Source organism: Mesorhizobium album, assembly GCF_033977205.1.
GTDB lineage: Bacteria > Pseudomonadota > Alphaproteobacteria > Rhizobiales > Rhizobiaceae > Mesorhizobium > Mesorhizobium album.
Window position 1 is genome coordinate 17948 of sequence record NZ_JAVIIW010000051.1, and the last position, 14500, is coordinate 32447.

At 62.9% G+C, this 14500-nt stretch carries 12 protein-coding genes; 9 read left to right on the plus strand and 3 right to left on the minus strand.

Annotated elements, in window-relative coordinates:
- Positions 1–110: 110 nt before the first annotated feature.
- The 3 genes from aceA to RFN28_RS29195 all read left to right on the plus strand — a co-directional run bounded on the left by aceA (position 111) and on the right by RFN28_RS29195 (position 2360).
- Positions 111–1400, plus strand: a complete 1290-nt coding sequence (aceA, locus tag RFN28_RS29185) for an isocitrate lyase (protein ID WP_320290599.1) — start codon at positions 111–113, stop codon at positions 1398–1400.
- Between the two features lie 55 nt (positions 1401–1455).
- A complete protein-coding gene (locus RFN28_RS29190; protein ID WP_320290600.1) occupies positions 1456–1698 on the plus strand; it encodes an SMc00767 family acetate metabolism repressor in 243 nt (80 codons plus the stop codon).
- 260 nt (positions 1699–1958) lie between these two features.
- Positions 1959–2360: a response regulator gene (locus RFN28_RS29195; protein ID WP_320290601.1), complete on the plus strand. Its 402-nt coding sequence runs from the start codon at positions 1959–1961 to the stop codon at positions 2358–2360.
- 113 nt (positions 2361–2473) lie between these two features.
- On the opposite strand, the gene RFN28_RS29200 is transcribed toward RFN28_RS29195, so the two are convergent.
- A complete protein-coding gene (locus RFN28_RS29200) occupies positions 2474–3187 on the minus strand; it encodes an HAD family hydrolase (protein ID WP_320290602.1) in 714 nt (237 codons plus the stop codon).
- Positions 3188–3369: 182 nt separating this feature from the next.
- Here RFN28_RS29200 and RFN28_RS29205 point away from each other — a divergent pair, with 182 nt between their 5' ends.
- The 3 genes from RFN28_RS29205 (at position 3370) to RFN28_RS29215 (ending at position 7382) form a co-directional block, all read left to right on the plus strand.
- Complete coding sequence (locus RFN28_RS29205) at positions 3370–4806, plus strand: glutamine synthetase family protein (RefSeq protein WP_430679144.1); 1437 nt, start codon at positions 3370–3372, stop codon at positions 4804–4806.
- Positions 4807–4952: 146 nt separating this feature from the next.
- A complete protein-coding gene (locus RFN28_RS29210) occupies positions 4953–6239 on the plus strand; it encodes an NAD(P)/FAD-dependent oxidoreductase (RefSeq protein ID WP_320290604.1) in 1287 nt (428 codons plus the stop codon).
- Positions 6240–6497: 258 nt separating this feature from the next.
- Positions 6498–7382 carry an SH3 domain-containing protein gene (locus RFN28_RS29215; protein WP_320290605.1) on the plus strand — a complete coding sequence of 295 codons (885 nt, stop codon included), beginning with the start codon at positions 6498–6500 and terminating at the stop codon, positions 7380–7382.
- Between the two features lie 69 nt (positions 7383–7451).
- On the opposite strand, the gene RFN28_RS29220 is transcribed toward RFN28_RS29215, so the two are convergent.
- Positions 7452–8198, minus strand: coding sequence for an SDR family oxidoreductase (locus tag RFN28_RS29220; protein WP_320290623.1), 747 nt, complete (start codon positions 8196–8198; stop codon positions 7452–7454).
- A 375-nt stretch (positions 8199–8573) separates the two neighbouring features.
- Here RFN28_RS29220 and zwf point away from each other — a divergent pair, with 375 nt between their 5' ends.
- The 3 genes from zwf (at position 8574) to edd (ending at position 12627) form a co-directional block, all read left to right on the plus strand.
- Positions 8574–10043: a glucose-6-phosphate dehydrogenase gene (gene zwf, locus RFN28_RS29225; protein ID WP_320290606.1), complete on the plus strand. Its 1470-nt coding sequence runs from the start codon at positions 8574–8576 to the stop codon at positions 10041–10043.
- Positions 10025–10741 (plus strand): 6-phosphogluconolactonase, encoded by a 717-nt coding sequence (gene pgl / locus RFN28_RS29230; RefSeq protein ID WP_320290607.1) that lies wholly within the window; start codon positions 10025–10027, stop codon positions 10739–10741. Before zwf ends, pgl begins: the two co-directional genes overlap by 19 nt.
- Positions 10742–10803: 62 nt before the next feature.
- Positions 10804–12627, plus strand: coding sequence for a phosphogluconate dehydratase (edd, locus tag RFN28_RS29235; RefSeq protein ID WP_320290608.1), 1824 nt, complete (start codon positions 10804–10806; stop codon positions 12625–12627).
- A gap of 337 nt (positions 12628–12964) precedes the next feature.
- Here edd and RFN28_RS29240 read toward each other — a convergent pair whose 3' ends face one another.
- The gene (locus RFN28_RS29240; RefSeq protein WP_320290609.1) at positions 12965–14362 is read right to left on the minus strand and encodes an ATP-binding protein; all 1398 of its coding nucleotides are present in this window, start codon (positions 14360–14362) and stop codon (positions 12965–12967) included.
- Positions 14363–14500 lie beyond the last annotated feature (138 nt).

Sequence of the window (14500 nt, forward strand, 5' to 3'; positions counted from 1 at the left end):
TTTTCCTAGCTCTTTTCGCGCCGCAATGTAAATGATGTCACACACCGGCGGCCCGGAACATCTTCCCAAAGGGGGCCGCTCGAAGAAGCGAGAACGATCTGGAGCAACCGATGACTGATTTTTACAACCTCGTCCCCTCCGCGTCGGAAGGCCGTTTCGACGGCATAGAGCGCCCCTACTCGCCGGAGGATGTGAAGCGGCTGCGCGGCTCGGTCCAGATCCGTCAGACGCTTGCCGAAAATGGTGCGAATAGGTTGTGGAAGCTCATCCATGAGGAAGACTTCGTCAATGCGCTCGGCGCCATGTCCGGCAACCAGGCCATGCAGCAGGTCAGGGCCGGCCTGAAGGCGATCTATCTGTCGGGCTGGCAAGTCGCGGCCGACGCCAACACAGCGTCCGCCATGTATCCGGACCAGTCGCTCTATCCGGCCAATGCGGCGCCGGAGCTGGTCAAGCGCATCAACCGCACGCTTCAGCGCGCCGACCAGATCGAAACGTCCGAGGGCCAAGGGCTTTCGGTCGACACCTGGTTCGCGCCGATCGTCGCCGACGCCGAGGCCGGCTTCGGCGGGCCGCTCAACGCCTTCGAGATCATGAAGGCCTTCATCGAGGCCGGCGCCGCGGGCGTCCATTACGAGGACCAGTTGGCATCAGAGAAGAAATGCGGCCATCTCGGCGGCAAGGTTCTGATCCCGACCGCGGCCCATATCCGCAACCTCAACGCGGCGCGGCTTGCTGCCGACGTGATGGGCACGCCGACGCTGGTCGTCGCGCGCACCGACGCGGAAGCGGCGAAGCTCCTCACCTCGGATATCGACGAGCGCGACCGGCCTTTCGTGGATTACGACGCGGGCCGCACGGTGGAAGGCTTCTACCATGTGAGGAACGGCATCGAGCCCTGTATCGCGCGCGCCGTCGCTTACGCGCCGCATGCGGACCTGATCTGGTGCGAAACCTCCAAGCCTGATCTTGAGCAGGCGAAGAAGTTCGCCGAGGGCGTGCGCAAGCATCATCCGGGCAAGCTGCTCGCCTACAACTGCTCGCCGTCGTTCAATTGGAAGAAGAACCTGGACGACGCGACCATCGCGAAGTTCCAGAAGGAGCTCGGCGCGATGGGCTACAAATTCCAGTTCATCACGCTCGCCGGCTTCCACCAGTTGAACTTCGGCATGTTCGAACTGGCCCGCGGCTACAAGGACCGCCAGATGGCGGCCTATTCGGAACTGCAGCAAGCCGAGTTCGCGGCGGAGGCCCACGGCTACACCGCGACCAAGCATCAGCGCGAGGTCGGCACCGGCTATTTCGATGCCGTCTCGATGGCGATCACCGGCGGCCAGTCTTCGACCACAGCCATGCATGAATCGACCGAGCACGCCCAGTTCAGGCCGGCGGCCGAGTAAAAACGACAATATAAGAGGAAACGCCCAACGGGCACTTATTTCGAGGAGAAGAGCAATGGCGTCGATAAGCCGCGTCAAGGAACGGGCCGAGGAACAATCGAGCACGATGAGCGTCGATCAGCAGGCGACGATCCGCATGCTCGCCAACGATCTGCACAGACTGAACCAGTCGGTGATGAAGGCAGTCGAGGCAGGCGTGTCCGTGGAACTGGTGCGTTCGGCCAGGCACCATGGCGGGGACGGCAACTGGGGTGATCTTTTGATCCCGGTGATCGTCACCAACCAGAGGAACAGTTGACGTTACGTCAAACAATCTCCGCGAGCGTCTCCCGTGCGCTATACGCTAGGGAGACTATCTTTTTTTTTCGAATTCAATCCGACGTAACGGGTAGGACTTGCGACGAATATTAGCCTTTCTTGTTATATTGTCGTTTTCGACTGTTTCTGCTTGACACCGCTGGCGATCTCGCGCCAATTGCGCTCAGGTTTCAACCCTGCATTGAACCAGAGCGCCCGCCCGCCATGTGCCCCACCGATCGTGAAGATCCTCGAAAACCAATGAACGCGGCGGCCCGGCTGCCTGCGGATCTTTCCAAGGTGCTCGTAGTCGGAAAATCGTCGATCAACAGGGTCGTGGTGTCGAAGATCGTGGAGAAGTCCGGGCTGAGACCGATTTCGGAATCACCCGAGACGGCCGGGAAGGCTCTGGCCGGCCCGGTCCCCGGAACAGTCATCCTTGACGGCGGTCCCAACAACAGCGATTGCGACGGGCTGTTGTCCGGCATCGACGCATTGCGGCGCGCTTCCGGCACGGCGCTGCCCTCGGTGATCCTGCTCTCAACCAGGACTGGCACGCCGGACAGCCTTGGCTTGTCGAGCGTGGTCGACGCGGTGGTTGCCAAGCCGATCACACCCGAGAGACTGCAGCCTGTGATTGATCGCCTGGTCGGCCGCGGCTAGAGCGGTTCACCGTTTCAGGGAAAGGGCGAACCACGCTAGCGCTTAGTCCTTAGGCAATTCCGGACGGAAAACCGCTTCACACTTTTCCTGGAATTGCTCTAGATTGAACGGATTCAGCCGGCCTTCGCGATGACCTCGACGAGCGCCGGCAACTCGCCGAGATCTGTGATCTCGCGAAAACGCGGCGCCGCGACGGGCGCCTCGGCATGTTCGACCGCCCAGGTCAATTCGTGCGGCACATGGATGCCCCAGCCGCCGGCCTCGATGGCGGGGACCACATCGGACTTGAGCGAGTTGCCGACCATCATGCTTTTGTGCGGACCGTCGCCATGCCGGCTGAAGATGCGGGCATAGGTGGCGGCGCTCTTGTCGCTGACGATCTCGACGGCATCGAAGAGGTCGCCCATTCCAGACTGCGCAAGCTTGCGCTCCTGGTCGAAGAGGTCGCCCTTGGTGATCAGCACCAGATGGTAGGAGCCCGCCAGCTTTTCGACCGTCTCGCGCGCATGCGGCAGCGCCTCGATCGGATGGCTGAGCATCTCGCGGCCGGCAGCCAGGATTTCGCCAATGACCGAACCAGGCACCTCACCGTTCGTGATCGCGACGGCCGTCTCGATCATCGACAGGGTAAAGCCCTTGATGCCGAAGCCATAGAGGGCGAGGTTGCGCCTTTCCGCTTCGAGCAGCCTTGCCGCGATATGCTCATGGTCGCCGTGCTCGGCCAGCAAGGCGGCAAAGCGCTTCTCGGTCATGCGGAAAAACTGCTCGTTCTGCCACAGCGTGTCGTCGGCATCGAAGCCGATCGTGGTCAAACGTGGAGCGGACATAGGCAGACCCTTCTTACTTACAGGCTCATCTAGACCTTGTCGCGCTGCACCGCCAGCAGGAAGGCAGTTGCGGCGACACGGATGGACCGCAGTTGGCGTTCGCCTATGGGGCTCTGGCACCTCCCCTTCCCTTCCCCCTCGGCGCCCGGCTATACTTCGAAATCCGCAACACAATCTGGTGAATGATGCCGCCTGAAAAAAGGGAAGTCCGTCCGTCGAGCCGGGGGGGACGCGCACGCACGCCTGCCTTCCTGAAAAGCCAACGCGGTGTGAAAAACTGGAGGGAAGCCAGCGCCTGGCTGGAATGGCGTGGCATCGAGGACATCGAATGCATCACGCCGGACCAGGCCGGCGTTGCCCGCGGCAAGATGATGCCGTCGAAGAAATTCACCTCCAACACCTCCTTGGCGCTGCCTTCTGCGGTATTCATGACGACGATTTCCGGCGGCTATCCGGAAGACGGCAACGGCTTCCACTATCCCGAGGACGACGGCGATCTGAAGCTGCTCCCAGACCTGTCGACACTGACCGTCGTGCCTTGGGAGGAAGACCCGACCGCCGCGGTGATCTGCGACCTCGTCCACCAGGACGGCCGCTCGGTCGAGTTCACGCCGCGCAATGTGCTGAAGCGGGTGCTGGCCGCTTATGACGAGCTGGGCCTGAGGCCAGTGGTGGCGCCCGAGATCGAATTCTACCTGGTGCGCAAGAACCCCGATCCGGACTATCCGCTGACGCCGCCCGTCGGGCGCTCGGGGCGGCCGATCGGCGGCGGCGCCGGCTATTCGATCGCCGGCGTCAACGAGTTCGACGAGCTGATCGATGACATCTACCATTTCTCCGAGCGGCAGGGGCTGGAGATCGACACGCTGATCCACGAGGAAGGCGCCGGCCAGCTCGAAATCAACCTGCGCCACGGCAATCCGATCGAGCTCGCCGACCAGGTGTTCATGTTCAAGCGCACGATCCGCGAGGCGGCGCTGAAGCACGAGATCTACGCCACCTTCATGGCCAAGCCGATCCAGGGGCAGCCAGGCTCGGCCATGCACATCCACCAGTCGGTGATCGACAAGAAGACCGGCCGGAATATCTTCTCGGCCGAGGACGGTTCCGAGACCGACGCGTTCTTCCACTTCATCGGCGGCATGCAGAAGCATGTGCCAAACGCACTTGTGATGCTGGCGCCCTACGTCAACTCCTATCGCCGGCTGACGCAGGCGGCGTCGGCTCCGGTCAACAACAAATGGGGCTACGACAACCGCACGACGGCCTTCCGCGTACCGCGCTCGGATCCGGCAGCGCGGCGCGTCGAGAACCGCATCCCGTCCTCCGACGCCAATCCCTATCTGGCGCTCGCCGCCTCGCTTGCCTGCGGGCTGATCGGCATGAACAACAAGATCAAGGCGGAGCCGCCGGTCCTGACGACCGCAAACGAGGATGAAATCGACCTGCCTCGCAGCCTGCTCGAGGCCGTCGACCTCTTCGAGGCCGATAAGGAGCTCGGCGCCATCGTCGGCAAATCCTTCGCAGCCACTTACGCCGCGATCAAGCGAGCTGAGTTCGAGACCTTCATGGAAGTGATCAGCCCGTGGGAGCGGGAGTATTTGTTGCTGAATGTGTGAGCGGCGACCTCGTCGCGTGAATGGTGAATAGTGAATGGTGAGTAGTTTTATATTGGACGGGTGAACGCAGCCAGCGCGCTTTCGCAAAGCCATTCACCATTCACTATTCATCATTCACTTGCGTTTCACCATTCACTGGCGTTCCCATGCCCTACCAATCCCCCATCTCCCCCGGCCGTTCCTGGTACGAGGATACGGCCGGACCGCGTCCCGAATATCCGGTGCTTGACGGCGATCGCCAGTGCGACGTGGTCATCGTCGGCGGCGGGTTCACCGGGCTGTCGGCGGCCGCACATCTTGCCAAGGCGGGCACGAATGTCGTGCTGATCGACGCGTACCGTTTTGGCGACGGCGCATCCGGGCGCAATGGCGGCCAGCTTGGCACGGGCCAGCGCGCCTGGGCCGAAGAGATGGAAGCTGAGTTAGGGTTCTCCCGCGCCAAGGCGCTGTTCGATCTGGCGGAAGAGGCCAAGTCGCATCTTTTCGACTTCGCGGCGGCCAACAAGATCGAGATCGACTATATGCCCGGTCAGCTGTCGGTGGCGCACAAGAGGCGCTATGTCGACGACTACAAGGCCCATGCGGAAATCATGGCGACCCGTTTCGGCTACCCTCATATTTCCTTCATGGACGCCGACGAGACTGCCGAACGGCTGGGCTCGACGCGTTACTTCGGTGGCACGCGCGATACCGGGACCGGGCATATCCATCCCCTGAAGCTGGTAATCGGTACAGCAAAGGTTGCTGCCACGGCCGGCGCGCACCTGTTCGAGCGGACGCCCTCGACCGGCGTTACCTCCAGCGGCGGCAAGGTGAAGGTGACCACCCCAAAAGGCACGATCTCAGCCGAGAAATGCCTGATTGCCGTCAATGCCTATGGCGGCAAGCTGGAGCCGGTGAGCGCGGCGCACATTATGCCGATCGGCTCCTTCATCGGCGCCACCGTGCCGCTCGGCGCTCAGTCCAAGGTGTTGCCGGGCGGCGAGTCGGTCGACGATTCCCGCTTCGTCGTGCGCTACTTACGCAAGTCGAAGGACGGCAGGCTTCTGTTCGGCGGCCGCGAGGTCTATGCCGTCAACGATCCGAAGGACATCCATATCCACATCCGCCGGCAGATCGCCGAGCTCTATCCGGCGCTGAAGGATGTCGAGATCACCCATGGCTGGGGCGGTTATGTCGGCATCACCCTGCCGAGGAAGCCTTTCGTGCGCGAGGTGATGCCGAAGGTGATCTCTGTGGGCGGCTATTCCGGCCACGGCGTGACGCTCTCGAACTTCTTCGGCAAGCTCTACGCCGAGGCGGTCGCCGGCAACCGCGACCGGCTGAAGCTGATCGAGGACCTGAAGATCCCCGCTTTCCCAGGCGGCCGCCGTTTTCGCGCGCCGCTCCTGTTTCTGGCGCTCAACTGGTTCGCGCTGCGCGACCGGATCTGAAGCCGGACATCAGCAGAAGCGGCTGATTCAACAAGTCCGCTTCCCTTGCGTCACGTTGCAGAATCCTTAACGAAAGCGCAGAATTTCGCAAAAGGGCGCAGTGATGCCATAATCGGCGGCAAAAGATGCCGGTTCTGGGCGATAAACGGGGATTTGCGCGGGCTTGCCCGCTGGAATTTCGGGACCGATGCCGACCACCGCAAACTTGTTTGCGGCACGATCGAAAGAACGTCGGCCCGGTTGTTGGAGGTGGTTTAAGTGAACGTGCCCTTCAGTTTCGGAGCGCCGGAACGACGGCGCTTTGCAGTGCAGTTCGGCTATGACATGCGGCCCTCGTTCTGGCAGGGTCTGCAGTCGAACGCGCATCTGGTGATAGCGGCCGTCGGTACCGTGGCGTTGTTAGGCGTCGCTGCATTGGCGCTTTGGCTGGCCCTGCCGGCCAACGAACGGCAGGCGATCGCGAGCGCAGCACAGGTGCCTGCGGTCCCAGTCAAGACAGCGAAGATCACTCCGGCCGTGGCGAGTGCAGCTGTCTCCATCGCGGCTCCGCAGGCCGCGCGCAAGGCCGATGCGGTTTCACCCGTCACCGCGGCCCGCGAAGCCGCGATTCCCGCGCTGGCGCCCAACAACCCGCGCTGGACCGATCCGGGTGCTGCGCAAGCTTCGGCCTCCGCTGCCGCCAACTCCGCACCCGCCAATGCGCCGACCGAGCAGAAGACCACCAAGACGGCTTTCGCCGAATCCGGTGCCGAGACCGATGCCTCAACCGTGTTGTCCAAGGTCGTGTCGCCCGCGCCGACGGCTGACCAATCAGCGGATGCGAAGAAGCCGGAAGACAAGATGGACGGCGCCCAGACCGCGGCCATACCGGACGCAAAGCCGCAGGTTGCCGAGGCTCAGCCGGCGGCAACCGACGACGCGGCCCAGGATAAGCCGGAGCCTCAGAACGTCGGTGCGGCTGCCAACGGACGGATTCTGCGAGCGGTCACCATGCGCACCGGCCCGAAGAACGGTGCTGCCGCAATCGTCACCGTGCCAGCCAAGGCATCGGTGCAGGTCGTGGGCTGCAAGAAATGGTGCGAGATCATCTACAACGGCAAGCACGGCTGGGTCTACAAGAGCTACGTCAAGACCGGCGCGTGATCCGTTTCCTCGGCTGAGCCAGCCGCAAATGCCGTGAGCCGCCAAGCCGTTTCGCGCTGGAGCGGCAGCTCAGATGCAGCGCCCGCCATCGACCTCCAGCGCCACGCCGGTGATGAAGGCCGCCTCGTCCGAAGCCAGCCAGAGCGCCGCATTGGCGATGTCGAGCGGCGTAGAGAGCCGGCCAAGCGGGATCGAGGCGCGGAATTTCTCGCGGATCTCCGGCGTATCGGCGCCCATGAACTTCTCCAGCATGCCGGTTTCGCCGGCGACTGGGCAGAGGCAATTGACGCGGATGTTCTTCGGCGCGAGTTCGACCGCCATCGACTTGGTGGCGGTGATCGCCCAGCCCTTGGAGGCATTGTACCAGGTAAGGCCCGGCCGGGGCCTGATGCCGGCGGTCGAGGCCGTGGTCAGGATGACGCCGCCGCCCTGCCGATCCATGATCGGCACGACGGCAAGGGCCGCATGGTAGATCGCCTTCATGTTGACGGCGGTGATCAGGTCGAAGGTTTCCTCGTCGACGCTGAGCATGTCGCCGTTGCGATGGGTATAGCCGGCATTGTTGACCATGATGTCGACGCGGCCGAAGGCGCTCTTGGCTGCATAGACCATCTCGTCGAATTCGGAGCGCTGCGAGACATCCGTCTGGGTCCAGATCGCGCGCTCGCCGATTTCTTGCGCCACGCGCTCGGCGCCCTTGGCGTTGAGATCGGCGACGACGACGCGCGCGCCCTCTTCGGCGAAGCGCGTCGCCATGCCCTTGCCGAAACCCGACGCCGCGCCGGTGATGATGGCAACCTTGTTTTCCAGACGCATGGTTTTCCCGCTCATGGAGATCGAGCCTTTAGTTCTGATGCATGTCGTTTACCCAAAACCGCTACGCACTTTTGGGCGACATGCATTTTTCCGATGCATGTCGTTTACCCAAAACCGCTGCGCACTTTTGGGCGACATGCATTGGCTTTCGTCACATTCACGTTCTATGTTGCAGACGCGAACGCTGCCGGAAGCCATCGCTTGCCGACAAGCCTCCCGGTAGCGCCAGTGTCAAGCGCCAGTATCGAGGGGCATGTGTGGACCCAATCAATCTCCAGCGATTGGCCTTTGATGTGACACCTTGGCACTGGACGATTTAAATCGATTAGAATATATCAGCCCCGCTACCGGCGACCGCATCAAATCGGACCGACCATGACCAGCCAGATCATCCCCGTCGACCCTTTCGACTTCATCATCTTCGGCGGCACCGGCGACCTGTCGGAACGCAAGCTTCTGCCCTCGCTCTACCATCGCCAGCGCGACCACCAGTTTTGCGAGCCGACGCGCATCATCGGCACGTCGCGCGCGAAGATGAGCGATGCCGAATTCCAGACCTTCGCCAAGAAAGCGATATCGGACCATGTGAAGCCGGCCGACATCGACCCGAAGGAACTGGACACATTTCTTGCCCGCCTTTCTTATGTCTCGGCGGATGCCACCACCGGCGTCGGCTTCGACAAGCTCAAGAAGGCGATCGGCGACAGCGAGCGCATCCGCGCCTTCTACCTGGCGGTGGCGCCTGCCCTGTTCGGCGACATCTCGCACCAGCTCAGGGAGCACAAGCTGATCACGCCGAACTCGCGCATCGTGCTGGAGAAGCCGATCGGCCGGGATCTGACTTCGGCGCGGGCGCTCAACGACGCGGTGGGCGACGACTTCCATGAAAGCCAGATCTTCCGCATCGATCACTACCTCGGCAAGGAAACGGTGCAGAACCTGATGGCGCTGCGCTTTGCCAACGCGCTCTACGAGCCGCTGTGGAATTCGGCCCATATCGACCATGTGCAGATCACGGTGGCCGAGACGGTCGGCCTGGAGGACCGCGTTACCTATTACGACAAGGCCGGCGCATTGCGCGACATGGTGCAGAACCACATCCTGCAGCTTCTCTGCCTGGTCGCCATGGAAACGCCGTCGTCGATGGACGCGGACGCGGTCCGCGACGAGAAATTGAAGGTGCTGAGGGCGCTCAAGCGCATCAATGGCAACGAGGCGCCGAAGCAAACCGTGCGCGGCCAGTATCGCGCCGGCGCCTCCGCCGGCGGGCCGGTGAAGGGCTATGTCGAGGAACTCGGCAAGGACAGCAATACCGAGACCTTCGTTGCCGTGAAGGCCGAGATCGGCAACTGGCGCTGGGCCGGCGTTCCCTTCTATCTCAGGACCGGCAAGCGGCTGGCGACCCGTGTTTCGGAGATCGTCATCGAGTTCAAGCCGATCCCCTATTCCATCTTCGGCGACAGCGCCGGGCCGATCTTCGCCAACCAACTCGTCATCCGCCTGCAGCCGGACGAAGGCGTCAAGCAGTACATCATGATCAAGGATCCGGGTCCGGGCGGCATGCGGCTGCGCCAGATCTCGCTCGACATGAGCTTCGCGCAATCCTTCCGCAGCCGCGCACCTGATGCCTATGAGCGGCTGATCATGGATGTGGTGCGCGGCAACCAGACGCTGTTCATGCGCCGCGACGAGGTCGAGGCGGCCTGGAAGTGGATCGACCCGATCCAGAACGCTTGGGAAAGCGCCAGGCAGGAAGCGCAGGGCTATACGGCCGGTACCTGGGGGCCTTCGGCCTCCATTGCGCTCATCGAACGCGACGGACGGACATGGCACGAGAGCAACTGAGCGAGGCAGCTTACGCCTGGAACGGCTTTGCCGACCGCCAGCAGCTGGCGGCCGCACTTGCCGGCAATGTCGTCGCCCGGCTGACCAAGGCGATCGCCGAGCGCGGCACAGCGCTGCTCGCGGTATCCGGCGGAACGACCCCGGCAAAGTTCTTCGCCGCGCTCTCCTCGATCCCGATCGCCTGGGACAAGGTCACGGTGACGCTGGTCGACGAGCGTTTCGTGCCGCCCTCTTCGCCGCGCTCGAATGCCGGGCTGGTGGCGGCCAACCTGCTCCAGAACAAGGCCGCCGCGGCGCGCTTCGTGCCGCTTTGCCATGACGCGGCCAGCATCGAGGCCGCGGCCGCTTCTGGCAGCGAGACCCTGAAGTCATTGGCCTGGCCGCTTGACGTCGTCGTGCTCGGCATGGGCGCCGACGGCCACACGGCCTCGTTCTTTCCCGATGCGGGCAATCTTACTGATTTGCTCGACCCGTCCTCGCAGCGCATCGTGCTGCCGGTGCATGCGCAAAGCGCCGGCGAGCCGCGGCTGACGCTGTCGATGGCGCGGATCGTTGCCGCCGGCTTCATCGCGCTCCACATCGAAGGCGAGGACAAGCGCACCGCCTTCGACGACGCGATGGGAGCGGGCGTGAAAAAGCCCATCCGCACAGTGCTCGAAGCGGCACCGATACCGACAGAGGTGTTCTGGGCACCCTGATTTTCTCGAAAAGAAGTCCCGGAGGCAGGGGAGGACGTTTCCGGGGCTCGAAAGGACCGACCATGACAGCCAGACGCGACATCGAAGCCATCACGGAACGCATCCGCCAACGCTCGAAAGCCGGCCGCGAGGCCTATCTCGGCCGCATCGCGGACGCATCCGGCAGCGCCGCCAACCGCGCGGTGCTCTCCTGCGGCAACCTCGCCCACGGCTTTGCCGTCTGCAGCCCGTCGGAGAAGGTCGCGCTCGGCGGCGACCGCGTGCCGAACCTCGGCATCATCACCTCCTACAACGACATGCTGTCGGCGCATCAGCCCTTCGAGACCTTTCCGGCGCTGATCAAGGAAGCGGCGCGCGAGGCCGGCGGCATTGCCCAGGTGGCGGGCGGCGTTCCGGCGATGTGCGATGGCGTGACCCAGGGCCAGCCAGGCATGGAGCTGTCATTGTTCTCGCGCGACGTGATCGCCATGGCGGCCGCGATCGGCCTCTCGCACAACATGTTCGACGCAGCGGTCTTCCTCGGCGTCTGCGACAAGATCGTGCCTGGGCTGGTGATCGCCGCGCTCACTTTCGGCCACCTGCCGGCGGTCTTCATCCCGGCCGGACCGATGACGTCGGGCCTGCCGAACGATGAGAAGGCCAAGGTCCGCCAGCTCTATGCCGAGGGCAAGGCGGGCCGCGCCGAACTGCTCGAAGCGGAGTCCAAATCCTATCATGGGCCCGGCACCTGCACCTTCTACGGCACCGCCAATTCCAACCAGATGCTGATGGAGATGATGGGCCTGCACATGCCAGGCGCCTCCTTCGTCAATCCGGGCACGCCGCTGCGCGATGCACTGACCAAGGAAGCGGCGAAGCGGGCGCTCGCCATCACCGCGCTCGGCAATGCCTACACGCCGGTCGGGCGCATGATCGACGAACGCTCGATCGTCAACGGCGTGGTCGGCCTGCACGCCACCGGCGGCTCGACCAATCACACCATCCACCTCATCGCGATGGCAGCAGCAGCCGGCATTTCACTGACCTGGCAAGATATTTCCGACCTGTCGGAAGCCGTGCCGCTGCTGGCGCGGGTCTATCCGAACGGGCTCGCCGACGTGAACCATTTCCACGCCGCCGGAGGTCTCGGCTTCCTCATCCGCGAGCTGCTCGACGAAGGCATCCTGCATGAGGACGTGCAGACGGTCTGGGGCGAAGGCCTGCGGCCCTATGCGGTCGAGGCGAAGCTCGCCGCCGACGGCAGCGTGCTGCGCGAGGTGGCCCCGCTCACGAGCGGCGACGAGAAGGTGCTGGCGCCGTTCAAGAAGGCGTTCCAGCCGACCGGCGGCCTGAAGGTGCTCGCCGGCAATCTCGGCCATGCCGTCATCAAAACCTCGGCCGTCAAGCCGGAGCGCCGCTTCATCGAGGCGCCGGCGAAAGTGTTCGACAGCCAGCAGGCGCTGAACGATGCCTTCAAGGCAGGCACGCTGACCGGCGACTTCGTCGCCGTCATCCGCTTCCAGGGGCCGAAGGCCAACGGCATGCCCGAGCTCCACAAGCTGACCACCGTGCTCGGCATCCTGCAAGACCGCGGCCAGCGTGTCGCGCTGGTCACCGACGGGCGCATGTCGGGCGCCTCCGGCAAGGTGCCGGCGGCGATCCATGTGACGCCGGAAGCGGTCGAGGATGGGCCGATCGCCAGGATCCATGACGGCGACATCATCCGGCTCGACGCCGAGGCCGGCACGCTCGAAGTGCTGGTGCCGGGCGCGGAGTTCGCGCTGCGCCGCACGGCCGATGCCGATCTCGTCGGCAACGAGTTCGGCTTCGGACGCGAGCTGTTTGCCGGGTTCAGGCAACTGGTCGGCCGCGCCGACCATGGCGCCGCCGCGTTCGCAAACGCCTGATCCCAACGCGCTTCATAAAAGGGCGGCTGGGAACCCCCAGCCCCTAACCAAATTGTGGAATCTTAGTTGAAGTTTCTGCTGCATCCCATAGGTCGCAAGGATCTAAGGGATTTTCTCTCGCTGAAGGAATCTGAAATAGGCAAACCACTATCGATACTTCGACGGCTGATCCGATGTTCCCCTGAACGTTGCCTTGGAAAGGGGCCGCCTTTCGCCGACGGTTAGCTCGGGTTGCCTGCTTCCGCCCATCGTTACGAAAGTGCCTGCCAAGTTCATCTGCCAGAACGAACCGCGACCATGGTCGGGCAGATGCGGGTCAACCACATGCCTGAAGGTATTAGAGGGCGAGCATTGCGTTGGGCGTCATCAACACAACTCGCCCGTCTTCCTTGGCACGTTCGTGGACACCTGCCTTGAAACCAGTGCGCGCGTATAAGATGAAGTGGCGATCTTCTATGCCACGGCCATACTCAGTGCGTCCGGCGCGCTCGATCAGCGTCCCGAGGACATCCGCCCCGATCACTCCGCGGCGCCACTTGCACTCGCCGTATAGCACCGATCCGTCGAGCAAGCGCCCGGCTACATCGATGTCGTAGTCGGCACTCCAGATTTGACCGATCTCCTGGGCTGGAGACGGGAGAGCCTCCTGCGCATGGCGGCGCGCGTGCCCTCGGCAGATTTCCTCGAACGCGCCGACCATGTACTCGTCCAGCTGCGGCGCCACTTGGTGTCGCCAAATATCGTGACCGAAGCCCTGCATCACACTTGACATATTTGGCCGGACGAACCGATGCCAGAAGGCAACAAGTGGATCGTCCACGAAATACCGCGTATCTCGTGACTTAGGGCTGGCATCGAGAGAATGTACGGTCCGAACCAGTCGCATACGCTCGAGCCGCCTCATGTAGGGACTTAGCGAAACGGAATCCTTGATGTCCCGGACACGGCCTCCGATTTCGCCGAGCTTGGTGCAGCCGTCCGCGATCGCCGCCAGAATGCTGGCGTAACGTTGGGTCTCCCGAAGTTCCGATTGGAGCAGGACATTTGGTTCGTCTACCAGCGTCCCGGCATCGGTAAGCAGCAAATTGGTGACGTTCTCCTTGAGACTTGCGCTCGGATCGCAGAGCTTGAGGTAGAAGGGGATACCACCGAAGATGGCATAGGCGAGCGTGCGATCCTCGGCCGGGTATTCTGGGAAGAACCTGGCCGCGTCCCGCAGCGGGAGCGCCTTAACTTCCAGAGATAGTGTTTGGCGCCCATAGAGTGGGTTTCTCTCGGCCAACAAGTCCTCCATCTGGGCAATCATCGACCCGCAGAGCACCAAGTTCAGCTTGCCCTCGTCGGCGACGACCGCGTCCCAGAATTTTTGGATGATCGATGGCAGCGCAGGGTCGCCCTCGACGAGGTAGGGGAATTCGTCCAGTACGACGATCAGTCCAGGCATTTCCTCAGCCTTGCGGGCGAGGTACGTCAGCACGCCCAACCAATCGCCGAGGCCGTCCAACAGGGGATCGGCACCGAGCGAGCGGGCGATTTCAGCCTTGAAGCCATCCAGATTCAGAGTGGGAGTGACACGCGTTGCTTGATAGAGAACATGTGGACGGTCCTTGGCGGCTTCCTTGAGCAGCACGGACTTTCCGATCCGGCGCCGTCCATACACCACGAGCAAGGAGGGCCTGGTGAAGGAGAATTCCTTGATGAGCCGGGAAATCTCGTGGATGCGTCCTATGAACATTAGCGTATTCCTGATTACGGTAAATAGGATTACACTAACTTGGATTACAAAGCCAGAGTCGGAGTGGCAGACGGCCAGGCAGAAAACTTACCCAAAGGCGGGATGGGCTAAAGGCCTACCCAATATGCCGCGGGCACA